At 53.3% G+C, this 17,286-nt stretch carries 17 protein-coding genes; 15 read left to right on the top strand and 2 right to left on the bottom strand.

What is annotated here, in order from left to right:
* Positions 1-15 precede the first annotated feature (15 nt).
* Positions 16-915: a myo-inosose-2 dehydratase gene (iolE, locus tag PW844_RS16195; RefSeq protein WP_299453822.1), complete on the bottom strand. Its 900-nt coding sequence runs from the start codon at positions 913-915 to the stop codon at positions 16-18.
* Positions 916-986: 71 nt separating this feature from the next.
* Positions 987-1,811 (bottom strand): sugar phosphate isomerase/epimerase, encoded by an 825-nt coding sequence (locus tag PW844_RS16190; RefSeq protein WP_299453820.1) that lies wholly within the window; start codon positions 1,809-1,811, stop codon positions 987-989.
* Positions 1,812-2,064: 253 nt separating this feature from the next.
* Here PW844_RS16190 and PW844_RS16185 point away from each other — a divergent pair, with 253 nt between their 5' ends.
* From PW844_RS16185 to PW844_RS16115, 15 genes are all read left to right on the top strand, one after another.
* Positions 2,065-3,495: a sugar porter family MFS transporter gene (locus PW844_RS16185; RefSeq protein ID WP_299453817.1), complete on the top strand. Its 1,431-nt coding sequence runs from the start codon at positions 2,065-2,067 to the stop codon at positions 3,493-3,495.
* A gap of 264 nt (positions 3,496-3,759) precedes the next feature.
* Positions 3,760-5,472, top strand: coding sequence for a nitrilase-related carbon-nitrogen hydrolase (locus tag PW844_RS16180; protein ID WP_299453814.1), 1,713 nt, complete (start codon positions 3,760-3,762; stop codon positions 5,470-5,472).
* A gap of 17 nt (positions 5,473-5,489) precedes the next feature.
* Positions 5,490-6,656, top strand: coding sequence for a transporter substrate-binding domain-containing protein (locus tag PW844_RS16175; RefSeq protein ID WP_299453811.1), 1,167 nt, complete (start codon positions 5,490-5,492; stop codon positions 6,654-6,656).
* A gap of 25 nt (positions 6,657-6,681) precedes the next feature.
* Positions 6,682-7,287 carry an antitermination regulator gene (locus tag PW844_RS16170; protein ID WP_299453809.1) on the top strand — a complete coding sequence of 202 codons (606 nt, stop codon included), beginning with the start codon at positions 6,682-6,684 and terminating at the stop codon, positions 7,285-7,287.
* Between the two features lie 382 nt (positions 7,288-7,669).
* Positions 7,670-8,278 (top strand): nitrile hydratase subunit alpha, encoded by a 609-nt coding sequence (gene nthA / locus PW844_RS16165; RefSeq protein WP_299453806.1) that lies wholly within the window; start codon positions 7,670-7,672, stop codon positions 8,276-8,278.
* A 10-nt stretch (positions 8,279-8,288) separates the two neighbouring features.
* Complete coding sequence (locus PW844_RS16160; protein ID WP_276329381.1) at positions 8,289-8,606, top strand: SH3-like domain-containing protein; 318 nt, start codon at positions 8,289-8,291, stop codon at positions 8,604-8,606.
* The gene (locus PW844_RS16155; RefSeq protein WP_299453801.1) at positions 8,603-8,956 is read left to right on the top strand and encodes an SH3-like domain-containing protein; all 354 of its coding nucleotides are present in this window, start codon (positions 8,603-8,605) and stop codon (positions 8,954-8,956) included. Before PW844_RS16160 ends, PW844_RS16155 begins: the two co-directional genes overlap by 4 nt.
* A gap of 11 nt (positions 8,957-8,967) precedes the next feature.
* Positions 8,968-9,447, top strand: coding sequence for a nitrile hydratase accessory protein (locus PW844_RS16150; protein WP_299453798.1), 480 nt, complete (start codon positions 8,968-8,970; stop codon positions 9,445-9,447).
* Between the two features lie 67 nt (positions 9,448-9,514).
* Positions 9,515-10,543 carry a HoxN/HupN/NixA family nickel/cobalt transporter gene (locus PW844_RS16145; RefSeq protein ID WP_299453795.1) on the top strand — a complete coding sequence of 343 codons (1,029 nt, stop codon included), beginning with the start codon at positions 9,515-9,517 and terminating at the stop codon, positions 10,541-10,543.
* A 136-nt stretch (positions 10,544-10,679) separates the two neighbouring features.
* Positions 10,680-11,627 (top strand): ABC transporter permease, encoded by a 948-nt coding sequence (locus tag PW844_RS16140; protein ID WP_299453792.1) that lies wholly within the window; start codon positions 10,680-10,682, stop codon positions 11,625-11,627.
* Entirely contained in the window at positions 11,624-12,655 is a 1,032-nt protein-coding gene (locus PW844_RS16135; RefSeq protein WP_299453790.1) for an ABC transporter permease, read from the top strand. The genes PW844_RS16140 and PW844_RS16135 overlap by 4 nt, the downstream gene beginning before the upstream one ends.
* A 42-nt stretch (positions 12,656-12,697) precedes the next feature.
* Entirely contained in the window at positions 12,698-13,921 is a 1,224-nt protein-coding gene (locus PW844_RS16130) for a sugar ABC transporter substrate-binding protein (protein WP_299453787.1), read from the top strand.
* A 54-nt stretch (positions 13,922-13,975) separates the two neighbouring features.
* The gene (locus PW844_RS16125) at positions 13,976-15,496 is read left to right on the top strand and encodes a sugar ABC transporter ATP-binding protein (protein ID WP_299453785.1); all 1,521 of its coding nucleotides are present in this window, start codon (positions 13,976-13,978) and stop codon (positions 15,494-15,496) included.
* Positions 15,497-15,642: 146 nt separating this feature from the next.
* Complete coding sequence (locus tag PW844_RS16120) at positions 15,643-16,617, top strand: alpha/beta hydrolase (protein ID WP_299453783.1); 975 nt, start codon at positions 15,643-15,645, stop codon at positions 16,615-16,617.
* Between the two features lie 363 nt (positions 16,618-16,980).
* On the top strand, positions 16,981-17,286 hold a 306-nt coding region (locus tag PW844_RS16115; protein WP_299454587.1), incomplete at its 3' end, for a putative oxygenase MesX.

The following is a 17,286-nucleotide window of genomic DNA, read 5'->3' as shown; positions in this document are numbered from 1 at the left end:
AATGCCGGGCATTTTTTACATGGCAAACGTGTGACGGATAAACTGACGCGCCCGGGCAACAGTGATTTCCGGGGGTTCCCGTGACGGGTCCTGTTCGGCCTCCACCACCATCCAGCCCTGATAGCCGCTTGCACGCACAAACTGCGCCAGTGGGGCAAAATCAATCGCGCCATCCCCCGGTACGGCAAACATCCCCTTTCTCACCGCATCGTTAAAGCTGAGATCGTCCCGACGTACCTGCTGCAATACGTCGGCGCGGATATCCTTCAGATGGATATGATTAATCCGCTCACCAAACTCCTCCAGCAGGATTTGATAATCAAAACCCGCGGAGAAAGCATGGCCGGTATCCAGCAATAAACCGACGACAGGGCCGGTTGCCGCCATCACCGCCCTGACTTCATCCAGCTGTTCCGCCACCATCATCAGATGATGATGGTAAGCCAGCCCCAGTCCATAACGGGACTGCAGCTCGCTGGCAAATGCCGTGAGTCTGTCGCCATAAGCGCCGATCTGCGCAGCTGTCAGGGTGAGTCGCCCGCTCATCGCAATATCAAGCGCATTGTCCGGCATGTTGCCGCACTCACCGTACACCATGACGCTGGCACCGGTGTCGCGTAACAGGATGGCAAAAGGCGCAACGGCGGCCAGTTCTTCATCGACACTACGCTGCGTCAGGAAGCCGCTGTGCCAGCCGGATGCGTGTTTCAGCGGGTACTGCTGAAGCAATGCAGTCAGCTCCACTGCCGTATGCGGAAATAAACGGCTCATTTCAACACCGTCGTAACCCGCAACTTTCGCACCGCTGAGGCACATGTCTGCGGTGGCATCCTGACCAAATTCCGCAATCACTTCATTGGCCCAGGATAATGGGCTGATAGCGATTGGCAGTTGATTGTTTTTTACCTGAGTCATAATGTTCCTCATCCATAGTCAGACATCCGGAATATAAAATCCCGGATGTTCGATAACAGAAATAATGACGATTAAGCGGCGTATTGCTTCAGGGAATGACACAGCGTCTTTGTGGTAATAACCGGATCTTTTTCCCAGATGGCCGGGCTGATTAATTCAACAGACCAGGCACCGTCATAGCCGGTGGCTTTAACCGCATCTGACCATTGCTGCAAATCAATCTCGCCTTCACCCGGCATACAGGAGCGCAGAATAGTTTCATCCCAGCTGTCGCTTTCATTTTTCGGTACGAATCCATCACAGAAATGGACGCCGAAAATATGATCTTTATTCATACGACTGACTTCCTCAGGGGTACATCCCGCTGCGTAGAAGTGCCAGAAATCGACCACAATACCGACGTTCCTTTTACCGACACGCTCAATCACCTCAAGGCCTTGCTGAAGGGTTCTGAACTTAGTAAACGCCGGTAATTCAATCATATAACGCACACCGTAACGCTCACCGATGCTGGCTATCGCGGCGATATTGTCCGTCATAATATTCATGATCTTTTCATCGGAGAATTGGTCGATACCGTTTCTCGGCAGCACCATCACCGTGTCTGTGCCTAACTGCACCGCTTCCTGGGTAATTTTCTCTGCTTCGGCCAACAGCGCGGCACGATCGTCCTGTTCGAAACGTTCGATATGATCGAGGGCGCTGAGAAAAGATACCGTCAGACCCGCGTCATGGATTTGTTTTTTTAACACCTCAATCGTCCCGCCATTTTCCAGATAACGGACAAATTTTGGATAAAATATTTCCAGCGAATTAAATCCCGCCTCTTTGGCTAAGCGTATATCACTAATCAAATTTCCGTGCATTGTCGAAATACCATGCAGTGACGTAATCATTTTATTTCCTCTGACTCTCAGGGACTGAATGAAAACTTTCAGGCCGGGCAATGGTACCTGCGCCCCGCCTGATAAGTGGAGAAGCTGATCCCGATACTACCCAAATGAATGTTTTAAAAAATACACAAATGGCATTTTCATTTCATTCCTGTGAGAGCGATCATAGAATTGATACAAATATGATCATTTGAGTTGCAGAATGAGACAGTAAAGATGATCACTAATGCATCATTGATAGCTCAGAGGTTCTGCGATGTCCTACGAACAAAAATTTAATGCCGGCTATGTGTATCTCATATGCTGCTGTGCTTCCCTCGGGGGCCTGATGTTCGGCTATTCTACCGCCGTCATCTCTGGCGCAATTTCACCGGTTAAAATGTATTTCGCTCTGTCACCCGCCGAAGTGGGTTGGGCGGTCTCCAGCATTATCGCCGGGGCGACGGTGGGTGCGTTGCTGGCCGGGACCATTGCCGAAAAAGTGGGACGCCGCCCTGCGCTGTTGCTGTCGTCGCTGGTGTTTATCGCTACATCACTGCTTTGTTCCCTGACGGATTCCTTTGAAGTGTTCTGGTCCGGACGCATCCTGTGCGGGTTCGCTGTCGGCGTCGCCGGTACCATTGCCCCGATGTATATGTCGGAAGTCGCGCCCACCGCCATCCGGGCAAAATGTTCGGGCCTGTTTAACCTGGCGATGGTCATTGGCGTGCTGGGCGTCTTTATCGTCAATTACACCATTGCCCGCGGTATGGATGATAACTGGATGCAAAATCAGGGATGGCGCTGGATGATGGGGTCGCAGCTGGTGCCTTCGGTGATCATGCTGGTGCTCAGTACCCTCATGCCCGAGTCACCGCAGTGGAATCTGCGTCATAACCACAGCGCCCGGGCGATTAGCTTATATAGCCGCATCTACCCGCATTTCAACAGCGTGGAGGCACAACAAATCTTTGCCGCCCATCAGGCGAGAAACACCGGAGCCAAAATTAAAGGCAGCCTGCCTGACACGCCAGTGCTCAAATTTATTCTGGCGGTGGGCGTGATGATTGCCGTGCTTCAGCAGTTCACCGGTATCAATGTAATGAACTACTACGCACCACTGGTGCTGGAACAGGGATCCTCCGGCAAAGATGCGGTGCTGTTCCAGACGATTTTCATCGCTGTGGCCAATGGTGTCGGCGGCTTCATCGGCATGAATTTATTTGATCGCTATGGCCGGTTGCCGATCATGAAAATCGGTACTGCGGGTGCCACACTCGGCCTGCTTATCGCCTCGTGGGGTTTATACAGCCAGGATACCGGCTACTTAACCGTGTTCGGCATTCTGTTATTTATGGTGTCGTTTGCAATGGGCTGGGGTGCCGGTGCCTGGGTGCTGATTGCTGAAATCTTCCCGGAGAAAATCCGCAACGTCGGCATGAGTCTGGCGGTGAGCCTGATGTGGGTGGCGAATTTCATCATTACACTGCTGTTCCCGATCGTTAATGATAATGCCTGGCTGCAAAGCCACTTTAACGGGGCGTTTTCGATGTGGATATTTGTGGGCTTCAATGTGATCTGCTATCTGTTCCTGGTCAAGTTTGTCCCGGAAACCAAAGGTGTCGCGCTGGAGGATATCGAAAAAATTGCCAGTGCGAAGATGCGCAAAAACGGTCGCCATGCTGCCGTTTCTGACATTGTGCGTTAAAAAATCATTCGCACCCGCCTGATGCATTTTCGCTGCTTTTTTGCACCAGTTCTGTGCTTATGAAAAACGCTGGGCCTGATGAGAATATATAACCGAATGATTTTTAATGAATATTAAATATGGCACTTAATTTGCTTAAAAAAATCATCGCATAGTCAAACGTTTTCAGACGTCGATAACTAAGTTATCAGCATACGACCAGGCAAAGATGCCCCATTGTCCTTAACCGGCAATGGGGCTTTTTTTTTCTCAAGGAGCAAGACAATGATTAAAGAGCACCTGTCCGTTGCGGCGATTCAATTTGAACCGCAGCAATTCCGCAAAGAAGAAAATATTCAACGTTTGTGCGCCCTGGTGGAAGAGGCGGCACGTAATGGCGCTCAATTGATTGTCATGCCCGAAATGGGCACCACGGGCTATTGCTGGATGGATCGCGGAGAAGTGGCTGATTTTGTCGAGACCGTACCCGGTACGACTACCGCACGCTTTACGCAACTGTCTGCCCACTATGGCTGCTATCTGGTACTCGGTATGCCGGAAGTGGATAGCGTTACCGACCTGTATTACAACACCGCGGTGCTGATCGGCCCTGAGGGTGTCATCGGTAAACACCGCAAGACCCATCCTTATATCTCAGAACCTAAATGGGCCGCCAATGGCGATCTCGGTCATCAGGTCTTCGCCACGCCGATCGGTAATATCGCCCTGCTGATCTGCATGGACATCCACTTTATCGAAACGGCAAGGCTGGCCTGTGTGCAACAGGCCGATGTGATTTGCCACATCAGTAACTGGCTGGCGGAACGTACCCCGGCACCTTACTGGATCAATCGCGCCTATGAAAATGGTTGCTACCTGATTGAAAGCAACCGCTGGGGTGCCGAACGTGGCGTTCAGTTCAGCGGCGGCAGTTGCATCATCGATCCGGATGGCAACGTTCAGGCATGGCGAGACAGTGGCGATGGCATTGTGTATGGCGAATTATTGCCGGAAGTGACGCTACGCCCGCAGTTAACCCGCCGTCGCCCGGAGTTGTATAAAAGTTTAATGACGCACACCTTTATGTGGAATCCGCTCGATTTCTTCCGGCTTTACGATAAATTCCCGCTGCCGACGGGCAAATGCTCGCGTATCGCCGTGGCGCAGTTTACCCCGGTAAGTGAGGTGGCAAGCAATCTGGCCACCATCACCCACTGGGCCACTGCGGCCGCACAGGCTGGTGTCGAATTGTTAACCCTGCCGGAATACAGCCTGACCGGGCCTTATCTTTCCTCAGAGAGCGCCATTACTCAGCAGCACCCGGCCATTCATAACCTGATGGCACTGACGGCTCGCCTGCGACTGTATCTGGTGCTGGGGATGGCAGAGAAAGATGACGAAAATAACTGCTACAACAGCGCATTGCTGATCGGCCCTGATGGCCTGGTCGGGCACTATCGGCAGACCCACCTCAGTGATGCCACCCGCGACTGGGCGCGTGCCGGTGATTGCTGGAAAACCTTTGACCTCCCCTGTGGCCGCGTGGGGCTCCTGTTGGGTGAAGACCTGCTGTATCCCGAAGCGGGACGGGTATTATCGATGCAGGGTTGCGATATTATCGCCTGTCCGGCCACGCTGGCGTTGCCGCCTTCGATGCCCCATCCGGGAACCGCAGTACCGCATAATTTTCCGATATCCACGGCGGCCTGCGATTACCACTGGCTGTTACCCCGTGTCAGAGCCGGTGAAAACAATGTTTATCTCAGTTATGCCAATGCCGATGCCAGTGGATTGAGCGGCAATTTTGGCCCGGACACCTTCGCCTGGCCACGGCAGGAAACGCTGATCACGGATGCCGAAGGCCTGGCGTTACTCGACATCGATACCAGCAACCTTGCCTCCGGTTATCCCACCAATGTGGTGCGCCGTAAAGATCTGGTGGCGATGCGTCAGCCACATTATTACCCCCTGCTGATCACGGTGGCAGAAGCGGATTAATGGAGAGGAGAACGCGCATGTCAGCAAAAGAAGCCCCTTTCGCACCGCGTGAGCGCAGGTGTAAGTCCACCATTCCGGTTGGCATTCTCTACTCGGTGTCCGGGCACTATGGCAGCATTGGCCGCGAGATGCTGAACGGCATCATGCTGGCGATTGAAGAGGTCAACGCCGATGATAGCCTGGACTTTTCCCTCGCACCGATCGTCTGCGATCCCGGCTGCCAGCTGGAGAATTACTATCGCTATTGCCGTGATTTGCTGCACAGTCACGGCGTGAAACATATTGTCGGTTGTTACACCTCGGCGTCGCGCAAACTGATCCTGCCACTGGTGGAGGGAGCGAACGCTCTGCTATGGCACACCGCACGTTACGAGGGATTTGAAAGCAGTGACCATGTGATGTATCTCGGGGCGGCCCCCAATCAGCATGTCCTGCCGATGCTGGATTATGTCTTCGCACATTATCCGCGCGAGGTTTATCACGTCGGGTCTAACTATATCTGGTCCGAAGAGATCGACCGCATTACGCGCGAAACGGTGGAAGCCCGCGGTGGAAAAATGATCGCCAGCGAGTTCCTGCCGCTGGGGGAAACCGATGTGCTGCCGATTATTCAGGATATTCTGGCGCGTCGTCCGCCGGTGATTCTGATCACACTGGTCGGCATCTCCGCTTATCGCTTCTTCCAGCTGTGGAAAACGATGATGCCGGAACATCCTTTCCTGCGTGAAGCGGCTCCCGCGCGCCTGAGCCTGACCCTGTGCGAACGTGAAGTGGTGATGATCGGGGCTGAGGCGCTGGAAGGTTGTCTGGTATCAGCGGTCTATTTTCATAGCATCGCCAACGCGCAAAATGAACAGTTTGTCGCCCGGTATCACCAGCGTTTCGGTGAACAGGCCACCACAACTGTCGATGCAGAGGCGGCATGGATGAGCGGCCATTTTCTGGCAAGAGGTATCCAGGCCAGTGGTAGCGATGATCCTGCGCTGGTTAAGGAAGCGATTTATGGCTATGAACTGCTTGCTCCGAACGGGGTAACCCGGATTAATCGCGAAAACAACCATGCCAGCCTGACGCCACGCCTGGCGCGCATCGGGGCGGATGGTCAGTTTCACCTGCTGTGGCAGGCGGCTTCACCTGTGACACCGGACCCGTGGTTAACCTGGTCCGATTTGTCCCGTCAGTAACCGGTCGCAAGGGGGTAAGCTGCATATGCAAAAGCAACTGATGGTGGTGAGAGGATTACGCATCGCACTCATTGGCTGTCATACCCGTGACGAAAATGCGTTGCTGCTCCAGTTCCAGCGACTGGGGATCGCGGGTGACAGTTTTAGCCATTTCCACCCGACTATTTTTGATGCGCCATATGACGGCATGATTTTTGATTCGGATAATCGGGCGCTGATCCACAGCATGGAAGAAAACAGCTGGCCCGCACTGGCAAAAATTGCGCTGCTGGGTATGGAAACCCCTTCACGGGTTAAATGGGTGATCGATCAGAACATCAATGGTTATTTACGCAAACCAGTTAAAGCTGAGGGAGTGCTATCGACCCTGATTCTGGCGCGCCATGATTTTCAGCGTCAGAAGCAATTACAGCACCAGTTGCAGCAATTTGAACACCGGCATCAACTGCGACGTTTTTTATTATCAGCGCAATTATTGCTGATTAAAGAGTTTAATTTTAGTGAACAATCTGCCTATGCTTTATTACGTCAACTGGCAACCGAACAGCAAAAAACGGTGGAAGAGTTTTGCCTGATAATGCTCGCTAATCCGGAGGCCTGGATCAGGCATATAAAATTATTATCATTGTGATGGCATCGCTATTTCGCACCAGCAGAGTGATGGCGCTGCACTAAAAATGCGCAACAGAAAAAACCTTTTATTACGCCCCGATGACTGGCGTTAAAGACCATGATTAACATCATGTTTTAAAACATAAAAATGAAGTAGATCAAAGATTATTTTTATGGCATATATATTGCTTAGTTAAAGAGGTCATGTGATATTCCTGTCACGCTAAATTGGTTTACTGCTTTTTTAATATTTTCGTTCGCCTGCTTCATAAATAATCTGACAATGGCAAAGATGCCCCTGTAGCTCGCAAGAGCTTAGGGGCTTTTTTTTTGCGAAAAATAATCCCACGCCAATGAAATGGTTCACGGATTGCGTTACCAACAGAAAATGAGGAAAGACAATGAGCACTATCACCGAACCCACAACACCCCCGAATATTCCGACGCTGCGGATTAAGGCAATTCAGTCGTTATTAATTGAGAAGGGCTACATCCAGGCGGACGCCGTCGATGAAATCATTGATATTTTTGAACATCGTTTTGGCCCGAAAAACGGCGCCAAAGTGGTGGCGAAAGCCTGGACCGATCCGGACTATAAACAGCGCCTGCTGACCGATGCCACCGCCGCCATTGCCGAGCTCGGTTTCACCGGTCTGGAAGGCGCGCATATGTATGTCGCTGAGAATACCGCGGACGTCCATAACATGGTGGTGTGTACGCTGTGCTCTTGCTATCCGTGGCCCACCCTTGGCCTGCCGCCGACCTGGTACAAAGCCCCGCAATACCGCTCCCGCGCCGTGATCGAACCGCGCAGCGTGCTGGCGGAATTTGGCGTCACCCTGCCAGCCAGGGTCGAAATCCGTGTCTGGGATAGCAATGCCGAGATTCGCTATATGGTGCTGCCGCAGCGCCCCAGCGGCAGTGAACATTTAACCGAAGCGGAGCTGGCAGAACTGGTCACCCGCAACGCCATGATTGGCACCGATCTTTTACCTGCAGTGCAATCCTGAGGAGATCCTGATGAATTCGATTCATGACGTTGGCGGTATGCATAACCTGGGGCCGATCCAGATCGACCTCAACGAGCCGGTATTCAAAGCGGAATGGGAAAAACAGGTATTTTCCACCATTGGTCTCTATTTTGCCGGTGGACTCTGCCCGATTGATGAGTTTCGTCACGCCATTGAAGTGATGGACCCCAGTGAATACCTCAGCACCCCTTATTACGTGCACTGGTATCACGCCATGGAAACACTCGGTATTGAAAACGGCCTTTTCACGCTGGATGAGCTGGAAGCCAAAGTGAAACAACTCGCCGCTCAGGAGACTCAGGCATGAATATTTTAGAGAAAGATCAGGTCTATGCGGCAGTAAAAACCAATCCGGTGTATGTGCGTGAAACCACCCTGCCGGTACGTTTTGTGCCCGGTGATAGCGTGCGGGCGAAAAATATCCACCCAATCGGCCATACCCGCTTACCGCGCTATGTCCGTGGACGTAGCGGGACCATCGTGCAATACCACGGTTCGTTCGTATTCCCGGACACCTATGCCCATGGCAAAGGCGAAAAACCGCAGCATCTCTACAGCGTCCGTTTTGAGGCAGAAGAGTTATGGGGAGAGGCGGCAACCGAAGGTTCTGCGGTCTACCTCGACCTGTGGGATGACTACATCGAGCCAGTGGCCTGAGGAGCATAGCCATGACGTTAATGTCGATGACACTGGCCCCAGAGGCGGCCACTGAAGAACCTGAAATGGCGTTCGGCGAACCCTGGCAGGCGGAAGCCTTCGCCACCGCCCTGCAACTGTCGCAAAACGGGGTTTATTCATGGAGTGAGTGGGTTGAAGCCTTTGCCACTACCATCCGCGAGCAACCGCAGCAGCCCGGGGAAAGTTTAGGCGAAGCCTATTATCGCCAGTGGCTGACCACGCTGGAAATGATGTTACAGCACAAGGAGCTGGTCAGTGAGCAGGATGTGGAGGATCGCCAGGCGCTGTGGCATCTGGCTTATCTGCATACTCCGCACGGGCAGCCGGTGCAGCTCGATCGAGTGGCGCACATTATCGATCCCTGCTCAACGCTGAAAGGCGTGCAGGACGATCATGACCATCATCATCATCACCATGGGCACCTTCATGGCATCCCAACGCCGATCACTATCGTGCCGGGAAGTCGTTAATGTTCGGAGCCGCCACGTCTGGCGGCCTTCCCTGCCATGTTGATACCACAATTTACAGGTGATACCGATGAATACAGCTCTATCGTCAACGCGTCTGAAAGGTCTGTGCTGGGGCATTGTTGTGATCAATATTCTGGCCTGGTGCTGGGCATGGGTTGAGTTTCGCACGCAACCCACGCTGATGGGCACCGCGCTGTTAGCCTATATGTTTGGCCTGCGCCATGCCGTGGACGCCGACCATATCGCGGCTATCGATAACGCGACGCGCAAACTGTTGCAGGAAGGGCGCTCAGCCGAAAGCGCCGGTGCGTTCTTTTCGCTGGGTCACGCTGCCGTGGTCATTATCAGCTGCTTATTTGTGGCGTTAACCGCCAGCGCGCTGGATAAGGCGTTGGGTGATGCGAAGGAAATTGGCAGCCTGATCAGCACCCTGGCATCTGCCGGATTTATGCTGGTGCTGGCCTTCGCCAATCTGTCGATTTTGCTGTCAGTGTGGAAAACCTTCCGTCAGGCCAAAAACGGCGGCACCGTGGTCGCGGATGACCTGGACATGCTGCTGAACCGTCGTGGCTTGCTGGCACGCCTGTTCCGGCCGTTGTTCCGGTTGGTTTCCCGTAGCTGGCATCTGTTTCCTATCGGCTTTCTCTTCGGCATCGGCTTTGATACCGCCACGGAGATCGCCCTGTTTGGCCTCTCCTCGGCACAGGCGGTGGGCGGGATCTCCTTCGCCAGCATCATGGTGATGCCCGCACTGTTTACCGCCGGGATGCTGCTGGTGGATACGCTGGACGGAATTCTGATGGTACGAGTGTATCGCTGGGCCTTTGTCCGCCCAATCCGCAAGCTGTATTACAACCTGACCATTACCATGATGTCGGTTGTGGTGGCCTTTTTTATCGGCGGGATCGAGGTGCTGAGTTTGCTATCAGACAAGATGGCGTTTACCGGCCTCTTCTGGCGCGATGTGCAGGCCCTGACCGATCACTTCAATACGCTTGGCTACGCCATTATTGCCCTGTTCCTGATTAGCTGGGGTATCTCCGCCCTGATTTACCGCCTGAAACGCTATGACGAAGTCGATGTTAACTTCGAATAGCCGCGACGCGGGCCTGCTGTCACGCAACGGGTAATTCACATCTTCGCCGTTATCTAAAGGATATTCGGATATGAGTTCACTCTCGTCGGGTCTTGATCCCAGGACCCCAGGCTCCCCTCGGCCTGTGAAAAGAGGTTTGACCGCCCCCAACGGGGCCGTGCTGGCCGTGGTGTTGTATGTGCTGATGTATCTGTTGTACGGCTGGTCCGAACCCGATGCCTTTAGCGCTTACGCGATTGGCAATCTGGTGAATAACGCGGCTCCACTGGCGCTGGCAGCCGCCGGACAAACGCTGGTGGTGCTGGCAAAAGGCTTCGATTTATCGCTGGTTGGGGTGATTTCGATTGCCAATGTTCTGACCGCCGTCTTCCCGTTTGAGGGACCGCTCGGTGCCTGCTTCAGCCTGGCCATGTGTCTCGCCGCCGGGGCGTTGATTGGGCTGGTGAACGGTTATCTGGTGGCGTGGCACGGCGTGCAGAGCATTGCGGCTACTCTTGGCACCATGATTGTGGCGCAGGGTATCGCCCTGCTGCTGCTGCCGGTACCCGGCGGCAGCGTGTCGGCGTTTATCAGCGACACGCTGACCGATTCCCTGTGGCAGGTTTTGCCGATCTCGGGCCTGTTTCTGCTGATATTCGCCCTGATCTGGCTGGTGATCAAACGTACCGATACCGGTACCGCTATCTATGCCATCGGCGCAGATGAAACTGCCGCCGGTCTCTCTGGTGTCGCGGTACGCTGGACGCGTTGCAAAGCCTTCATTCTGGCGGGTTGTTTCTATGGCGCGGCCGGTTTCATGCTCAGCGCGCAGACAGCGACCGGCGATCCCAATGCCGGGCAACCGTTCCTGCTGCTTTCCTTTGCGGCGGTAGCCCTGGGTGGCACCAGCCTGAGCGGGGGTCGCGGTGGCGCGTTCGGCTCGATGGTGGGCGCGGCGGTACTGCTACTGATGCAGAAAATGTTGTTCGCGCTCGGCGTCTCCTCGTTCTATATCGGGTTTTTCCAGGGCGTGCTGCTGATCCTGTCGATTGTCTCCAGCCATTTACTTAACCGACGTGCGACGAAAAAAGGAGCAACGGTATGAACAAAGCAACCATAGCCCGCGCGGAGATCAACCGCGACGATCGCCGCAGCGGTAGCCGTCTGAATGCCGATTTCATTGCGCCAGTGCTGTTATTACTGCTAACCGTGGTGATGATTCTTGCCTCACGCCTGATAAGCCCGGCCCTCGGTTCCTGGTCGCAGGTGATGATGATTATCACCCTCGCCTCATTTTTACTGGTGGTGGCTTTTGGTCAGGGACTGGTGATTCTGTCCGGGGGGATGGATCTCTCCGTCGCCTCGTTATTCATGTATGGCGGTGTGATGGCCGCAGGGATGATTGGCGAGAATGGCAGCAATACGCTGTGGATGCTGCCGTTAATTCTGCTCTCTGCCGCCGCGATTGGCGCTATCAGCGGCCTGGGCATTACGCTGCTGCGCATTCCATCATTCATTATGACGATGGGGTCCGGCATCATCGTGGCTTCACTGGCGCTGGGGGCAAGCGGCGGCAGTACCCTCGGTGCTTCGCCCCCGCTGCTTTCGGCCGTGGTAAAAGGCAGCCTGTTCGGTATCCCCGGTATTTTGCTGTTCTTTATCGTGTTCAGCCTGCTGGCGCTGTTGCTCCAGTCACGCACCCTGTTTGGCCGCCAGCTGTATGCACTGGGTGGCAACGGACGTGCCGCCGCCATTAGCGGTATTCCGGTGGGCAAGGTAACGGTACTGGCGTATGCCCTGAGCGGATTATGTGCGGCCCTGGGCGGTGCACTGCTGACCGGCTATTCCGATGGTGCCACGTTGCGTATGGGTGATCCCTATTTACTGCCCTCAATTGCCGCCGTAGTGGTAGGTGGATCCTCCATCCTCGGCGGCAAAGGAACCTTTATCGGTACGCTGGCGGGTGCGCTGTTTTTAACCACCGTCGATTCGGTGATTGCTGCGACCGGATTAGACCAGGGCTGGCGCTTAATTGTTTCCGGCTTAATTATTCTGCTGGCGCTGTTATTCCAGTCCGGCTCCATTAATTCTATTTTAATTTTATCAAAGAAAATCGGTGTCTTTTCTAAATAAATGTAATACCTGAACGCTAACATTCTATTTCCTGGAGTCATTATGTCCTTTCAAACACGTGTAAAAAAATACGCGGCGTTAGCCTGCGCCTGCATGCTGATGGTCGGATCGGTTTCCGCTGTTCACGCCGATGAACCGCCGAAGAAATACAAAATATTTCTCAGCTTAAGTTATAGCGGAAATAACTGGATGAGCGAAACCGCAAACATTATAAAATCACTAGCAAAAACGCCACCTTATGACAAGATGGTTGACCTGACCGAGGTGATTTCCGGCACCGATCCGCAGGCGCAGATCTCCGCTTATGAAAGTATGATTGCGGCAAAAGCGGATGGCATTATTAGTTTTCCTATTTCTCCCACCGCATTAAACCGGGTTATTCGCCGCGGCTGCAGCCAGGGGGTGAAATTCTTTATGTTTGACTCCACCGTCACCGAGAAATGTGCCTATAACGTCAGTTATATTTCGGCGGGTGCGGGTGAAAACATGGCTCAGGAACTGGTCAATGAATTAGGCGGTAAAGGGAAAATATTTATGAACCGTGGTGTGCCTGGCACCTCGGTGGATAAACGCCATTACGATGGTGCGATGCATATTTTTAAACAATATCCAGGCATCCAGATTGTCTCCGAATATTATGGTTACTGGGATGATCGTATTAGCCAGCGCGAAACCGCGAAAGCGCTTGCCGCCCATCCTGATGTCAATGGTATCTGGTCAGAATTGGGTGAAGCCGGGGTGCTGAACGCCGTTGCGGACCGCAAAGGCAAAATGATCCCGATTATGGGCGAAAATATGAACGGGTTTCGCCTGGGATTCCTGAATGCGGATTATCGCAAACGTGGGCTGAGTGGCGTATCAGCCGGTTCGCCGCCTGCCACCGCTGGTTATGCTTTCAAACTGATGATGGAAGTCCTCACCGGTAAGCGCAATCTGCCGCCGACCAACATCGAATATCCATTGCCGTGGGTTACCGCCGATCAGGTCAAAATGTGTCAGGACGGAAAAATCACTGAGGGTTGTAATGTGTTCCCGGCCAATATGGTGCCGGAAGGATTCTCCGCCGAAATCTATAACCCGGTGTATTTGCCTGAGGTCTCACTCGATTCAGCTCTGAAGGGTATCCCTACGCCGGGCACCACTATCCAGCCTCTGCCTGCCGCTATTGTGAAGGCTGCCGATGAACCGGGGATCAACTGTGATCGCTGCCAGGCCGCACCGGATGAATACAAGCTCACCAAAGTGAAGCCAACCGTCACCCCATAATTTTGCCTGACGTCGCCTGATGGTCTGCTGCCATCGGGCGACAGGAGACGCACCATGCAACATGCCATGCCGCAAGGCATTCACCTTTCATCTGTCGCCAAATCCTATGGTCCGACCGTCGCGCTGGAGCAAGTCAGCATGACGCTGCAGCCGGGTCAGGTGCAGGCTATTCTCGGTGAAAACGGTGCCGGAAAATCTACGCTGGTGAAAATCCTCTCCGGCGTGGTGGCCCCCAATAGCGGAGCCATGATGATGGATGGCGAGACTTACGCGCCGCATTCCCTTCAGCACGCCCGCAGACTCGGGGTCAGCACCGCATTTCAGGAACTGAGCCTGTTGCCCAATCTCAGCGTGGCGCAGAATTTTTTTCTGCCCCATGCGCCGAAGAATGCATTTGGCCTGCCCGCGCGCAAACGCATGCAACAGGAAACCGAAACCATTCTTAATCAACATGATGTCTTCGATATCTCGCCGCAGGCCAATGTCGAAAGCCTGTCCTTAGCAGCGCGTCAGCGGCTGGAGATCGTGCGTGCGATGCACCTCAATCCCCGCCTGTTGATCCTCGATGAACCGACCGGGGCGCTGGCTGATGTGGAGTGGTTATTCCGTCTGGTGCGCCGCCTGACGCAACAGGGCAGTTCAGTGCTGTATATCTCGCATCGTCTGGCTGAAATTCGTGCCATCGCCAGCCATGCCACAGTGCTACGCAGCGGAAAAAGTATCGAAACCGTCGATTTATCCGCCGTCAGCAATGATGATATTTTCGCCCTGATGGTGGGCCGCCGATCCAGCCAGCGCTCGACCACCCGCCGTCAACCCGCCATCGCAGCACACCTCCCCCGCCTGGTGACCAATGACTTGAGTAGCAGTGCCTTTGCAGATGTCTCGCTGGAACTCCATCAGGGCGAAATACTGGGCGTGGCAGCCCTTGAAGGACAGGGGCAGCGGGAATTATTTCGTACCCTTGCAGGCCTGATGAAACCCGGCAGCGGACAAATACAACTGGATGGGCATGTGGTCAATTTACGCCATTCCCGTGAAGCGCTGAATTTGCATAGCGGGATAGCCTTTGTGCCGGAAGACCGTAAAAGCGAAGGGATTTTTCCCACCCTGTCCACCGCTGCCAATGTGACGCCTTCGGTGCTGTCGCGGTTTACCCGGCTGGGCCTGATTAAACGCGATGCCGAAGACGAGGCAATTGGTAGCGTCGCCCCGCGCGTGGAGCTCAGCGCCCGCTACCTGAATTTTAAAATTGGCACCCTGTCCGGCGGCAATCAGCAAAAAGCACTGATTGCGCGGGCGCTGCTGTCCGGGGCGAAAACCTTGCTGTTATTCGACCCAACGCGCGGGGTCGATGTCGGAACTAAAGAAGTTATCTATCAGGCGATTCGTCAGTTTGTGGCGGATGGTGGTTCGGTGCTGGTTTACTCCACCGATCTACCTGAATTACAGGCGCTGGTCGATCGCTGTCTGGTGATGTACCACGGGCGCGTTGTCGCAACGCTGGAACAACAGGATATGGATGAGAACCGGATGGTGGGTTTAATGACTGGGAATGATGCAGGGGTGGATTAAGGCCTTAAAACACGGGCTGGCTCCACTCTACGGGGCCAGTCTGACTTAATCATGGGGTGATAGTACTCACGGTCCGTGAATATATCCCGCCTGAGCGATCTGACTTTTCTACACTTTTCATTGCGTCCTTAACATGAGGTCATTATATGAACAGTTATGTATTAAGCGTCAGAATGAAAATGACGGGAAATGTCTTCGGCAATCAGGTGGGTGGGGTGACTTATCTGGAAGTGCCTGATACTGCCAAAGTTCCCTTACCCTCCCATACGGCTGGCACGGCTCAGCAATGGATGACGAAAGTGCTGCAAATAGCCAAGCCCGACAACGTTCCGGAACACAAACGCGATATTGTCTTCTTTGTGCACGGTTATAACACCTCCCCCGAAGAGGCCTTAAAGCGCCAGCGGCTCGCCGAGTTAAAACTGAATGAACACAAATTCAATTGCATGGTGATTGGATTCGACTGGCCTTCAAACGAAAAGCCTCAGGATTATCTGTCAGATCGTGGGGATGCGTTGGATACTGCCCCGGTTCTGGTGAGAGGCGGCATCATCCCCTTCACCATTTTTTCTAAAAAAGATTGTCCGGTAAACGTTCATATTATGGCTCATTCGATGGGAGCGTTTGTAGTGCGGGAGGCCTTCCGTCATGTCGATAAAATGCGTGATTCAGACCTGGCAAACGACTGGCGAATCGGGCAGATCGCGCTCTTTGCCGCAGATATCTCCTCCAGCTGTTTCGCAGCAGATAATGCCGACATGCTACCCGTCTTCAATCACTGTGGGCGGCTGACAAATTACTACAGCGGTTTTGACGAGGCACTGGCCGCCTCCAATATCAAGAATATCGATTTAAGTTCGCGCGTGGGACGGGTGGGAATGCCAGTGGATACTCCCGTCCCAAACAAAGCGGTGGACGTAGACTGCGGGGCACGCTATCAGGCTATCCCCTATCCTAAACTTAAAATACTCGATGGCATGGAGTCTCACTCCTGGTACCTGGAAGACGAAATCTGGTATGAGGATCTGGCGCAGACCCTTAGCGGAAGCACCGACAGAAATTACATCACCTCTCGCCATGCGAAAAATGGTTCGAATGACTTTGAGCTCAACACTGATTGAGTCACTCCATACCTTGTTTCCAGCATTGATTGAAAGACTACATGGCTGAATTGACTTATCCACCCGGCACCCGGTTCACACCTCACAGTGGAACATAAAGGCTCTGCGGAGCCTTTCTCTACCACCTGCCAGGCATCGGCCACAACGCCGTTGCTGGCCATACGCCAGAACATGAAGATGACTCATGTTCCTTTGAAATTTAATCACTTTTCCTCATACAACTCTTCTGGCATAAAAGATGCATTGTTAACTTCAAAACAATATAAAGGCAACTGATTGAGAACGCCCGCCATCAAATTGGGCAACACTCAAAAGACAAGAAAAAATCAGGCTTTATATTGGATACCAGGACACCAGATCACCATGAATAAGCATTTTTCATTTACGGTTAAAAGCCTTCGTTTCGACGAAAATTATAACCCCTCCCAAAACACTCGCATCACCACCAACTTTGCTAATCTGGCCAGGGGGGATAAACGTCAGGAAAACCTGCGCAACGCCCTGGTGATGATTGACAATCGTTTCAATTCTCTGGCGCATTGGGATAACCCTAATGGCGATCGTTATGCTGTCGAGCTGGACATCATTTCTGCCGAGTTGAATATTAACCTCGAAGGCCATGGCAACGCCTTCCCGGTGATTGAAATCCTGAAAACCAATATCGTTGAT

The sequence above is a fragment of the Pantoea sp. genome (assembly GCF_028283705.1).
Classification (GTDB): Bacteria; Pseudomonadota; Gammaproteobacteria; order Enterobacterales; family Enterobacteriaceae; genus Pantoea.
This window is presented reverse-complemented; position numbering and strand designations above follow the sequence as displayed.

Bases quoted from the DNA above. Each gene is read 5' to 3' on its own strand.
- iolE (WP_299453822.1), bottom strand. From the start codon at position 915: ATGACTCAGGTAAAAAACAATCAACTGCCAATCGCTATCAGCCCATTA.
- PW844_RS16190 (WP_299453820.1), bottom strand. From the start codon at position 1,811: ATGATTACGTCACTGCATGGTATTTCGACAATGCACGGAAATTTGATT.
- PW844_RS16185 (WP_299453817.1), top strand. From the start codon at position 2,065: ATGTCCTACGAACAAAAATTTAATGCCGGCTATGTGTATCTCATATGC.
- PW844_RS16180 (WP_299453814.1), top strand. From the start codon at position 3,760: ATGATTAAAGAGCACCTGTCCGTTGCGGCGATTCAATTTGAACCGCAG.
- PW844_RS16175 (WP_299453811.1), top strand. From the start codon at position 5,490: ATGTCAGCAAAAGAAGCCCCTTTCGCACCGCGTGAGCGCAGGTGTAAG.
- PW844_RS16170 (WP_299453809.1), top strand. From the start codon at position 6,682: ATGCAAAAGCAACTGATGGTGGTGAGAGGATTACGCATCGCACTCATT.
- nthA (WP_299453806.1), top strand. From the start codon at position 7,670: ATGAGCACTATCACCGAACCCACAACACCCCCGAATATTCCGACGCTG.
- PW844_RS16160 (WP_276329381.1), top strand. From the start codon at position 8,289: ATGAATTCGATTCATGACGTTGGCGGTATGCATAACCTGGGGCCGATC.
- PW844_RS16155 (WP_299453801.1), top strand. From the start codon at position 8,603: ATGAATATTTTAGAGAAAGATCAGGTCTATGCGGCAGTAAAAACCAAT.
- PW844_RS16150 (WP_299453798.1), top strand. From the start codon at position 8,968: ATGACGTTAATGTCGATGACACTGGCCCCAGAGGCGGCCACTGAAGAA.
- PW844_RS16145 (WP_299453795.1), top strand. From the start codon at position 9,515: ATGAATACAGCTCTATCGTCAACGCGTCTGAAAGGTCTGTGCTGGGGC.
- PW844_RS16135 (WP_299453790.1), top strand. From the start codon at position 11,624: ATGAACAAAGCAACCATAGCCCGCGCGGAGATCAACCGCGACGATCGC.
- PW844_RS16130 (WP_299453787.1), top strand. From the start codon at position 12,698: ATGTCCTTTCAAACACGTGTAAAAAAATACGCGGCGTTAGCCTGCGCC.
- PW844_RS16125 (WP_299453785.1), top strand. From the start codon at position 13,976: ATGCAACATGCCATGCCGCAAGGCATTCACCTTTCATCTGTCGCCAAA.
- PW844_RS16120 (WP_299453783.1), top strand. From the start codon at position 15,643: ATGAACAGTTATGTATTAAGCGTCAGAATGAAAATGACGGGAAATGTC.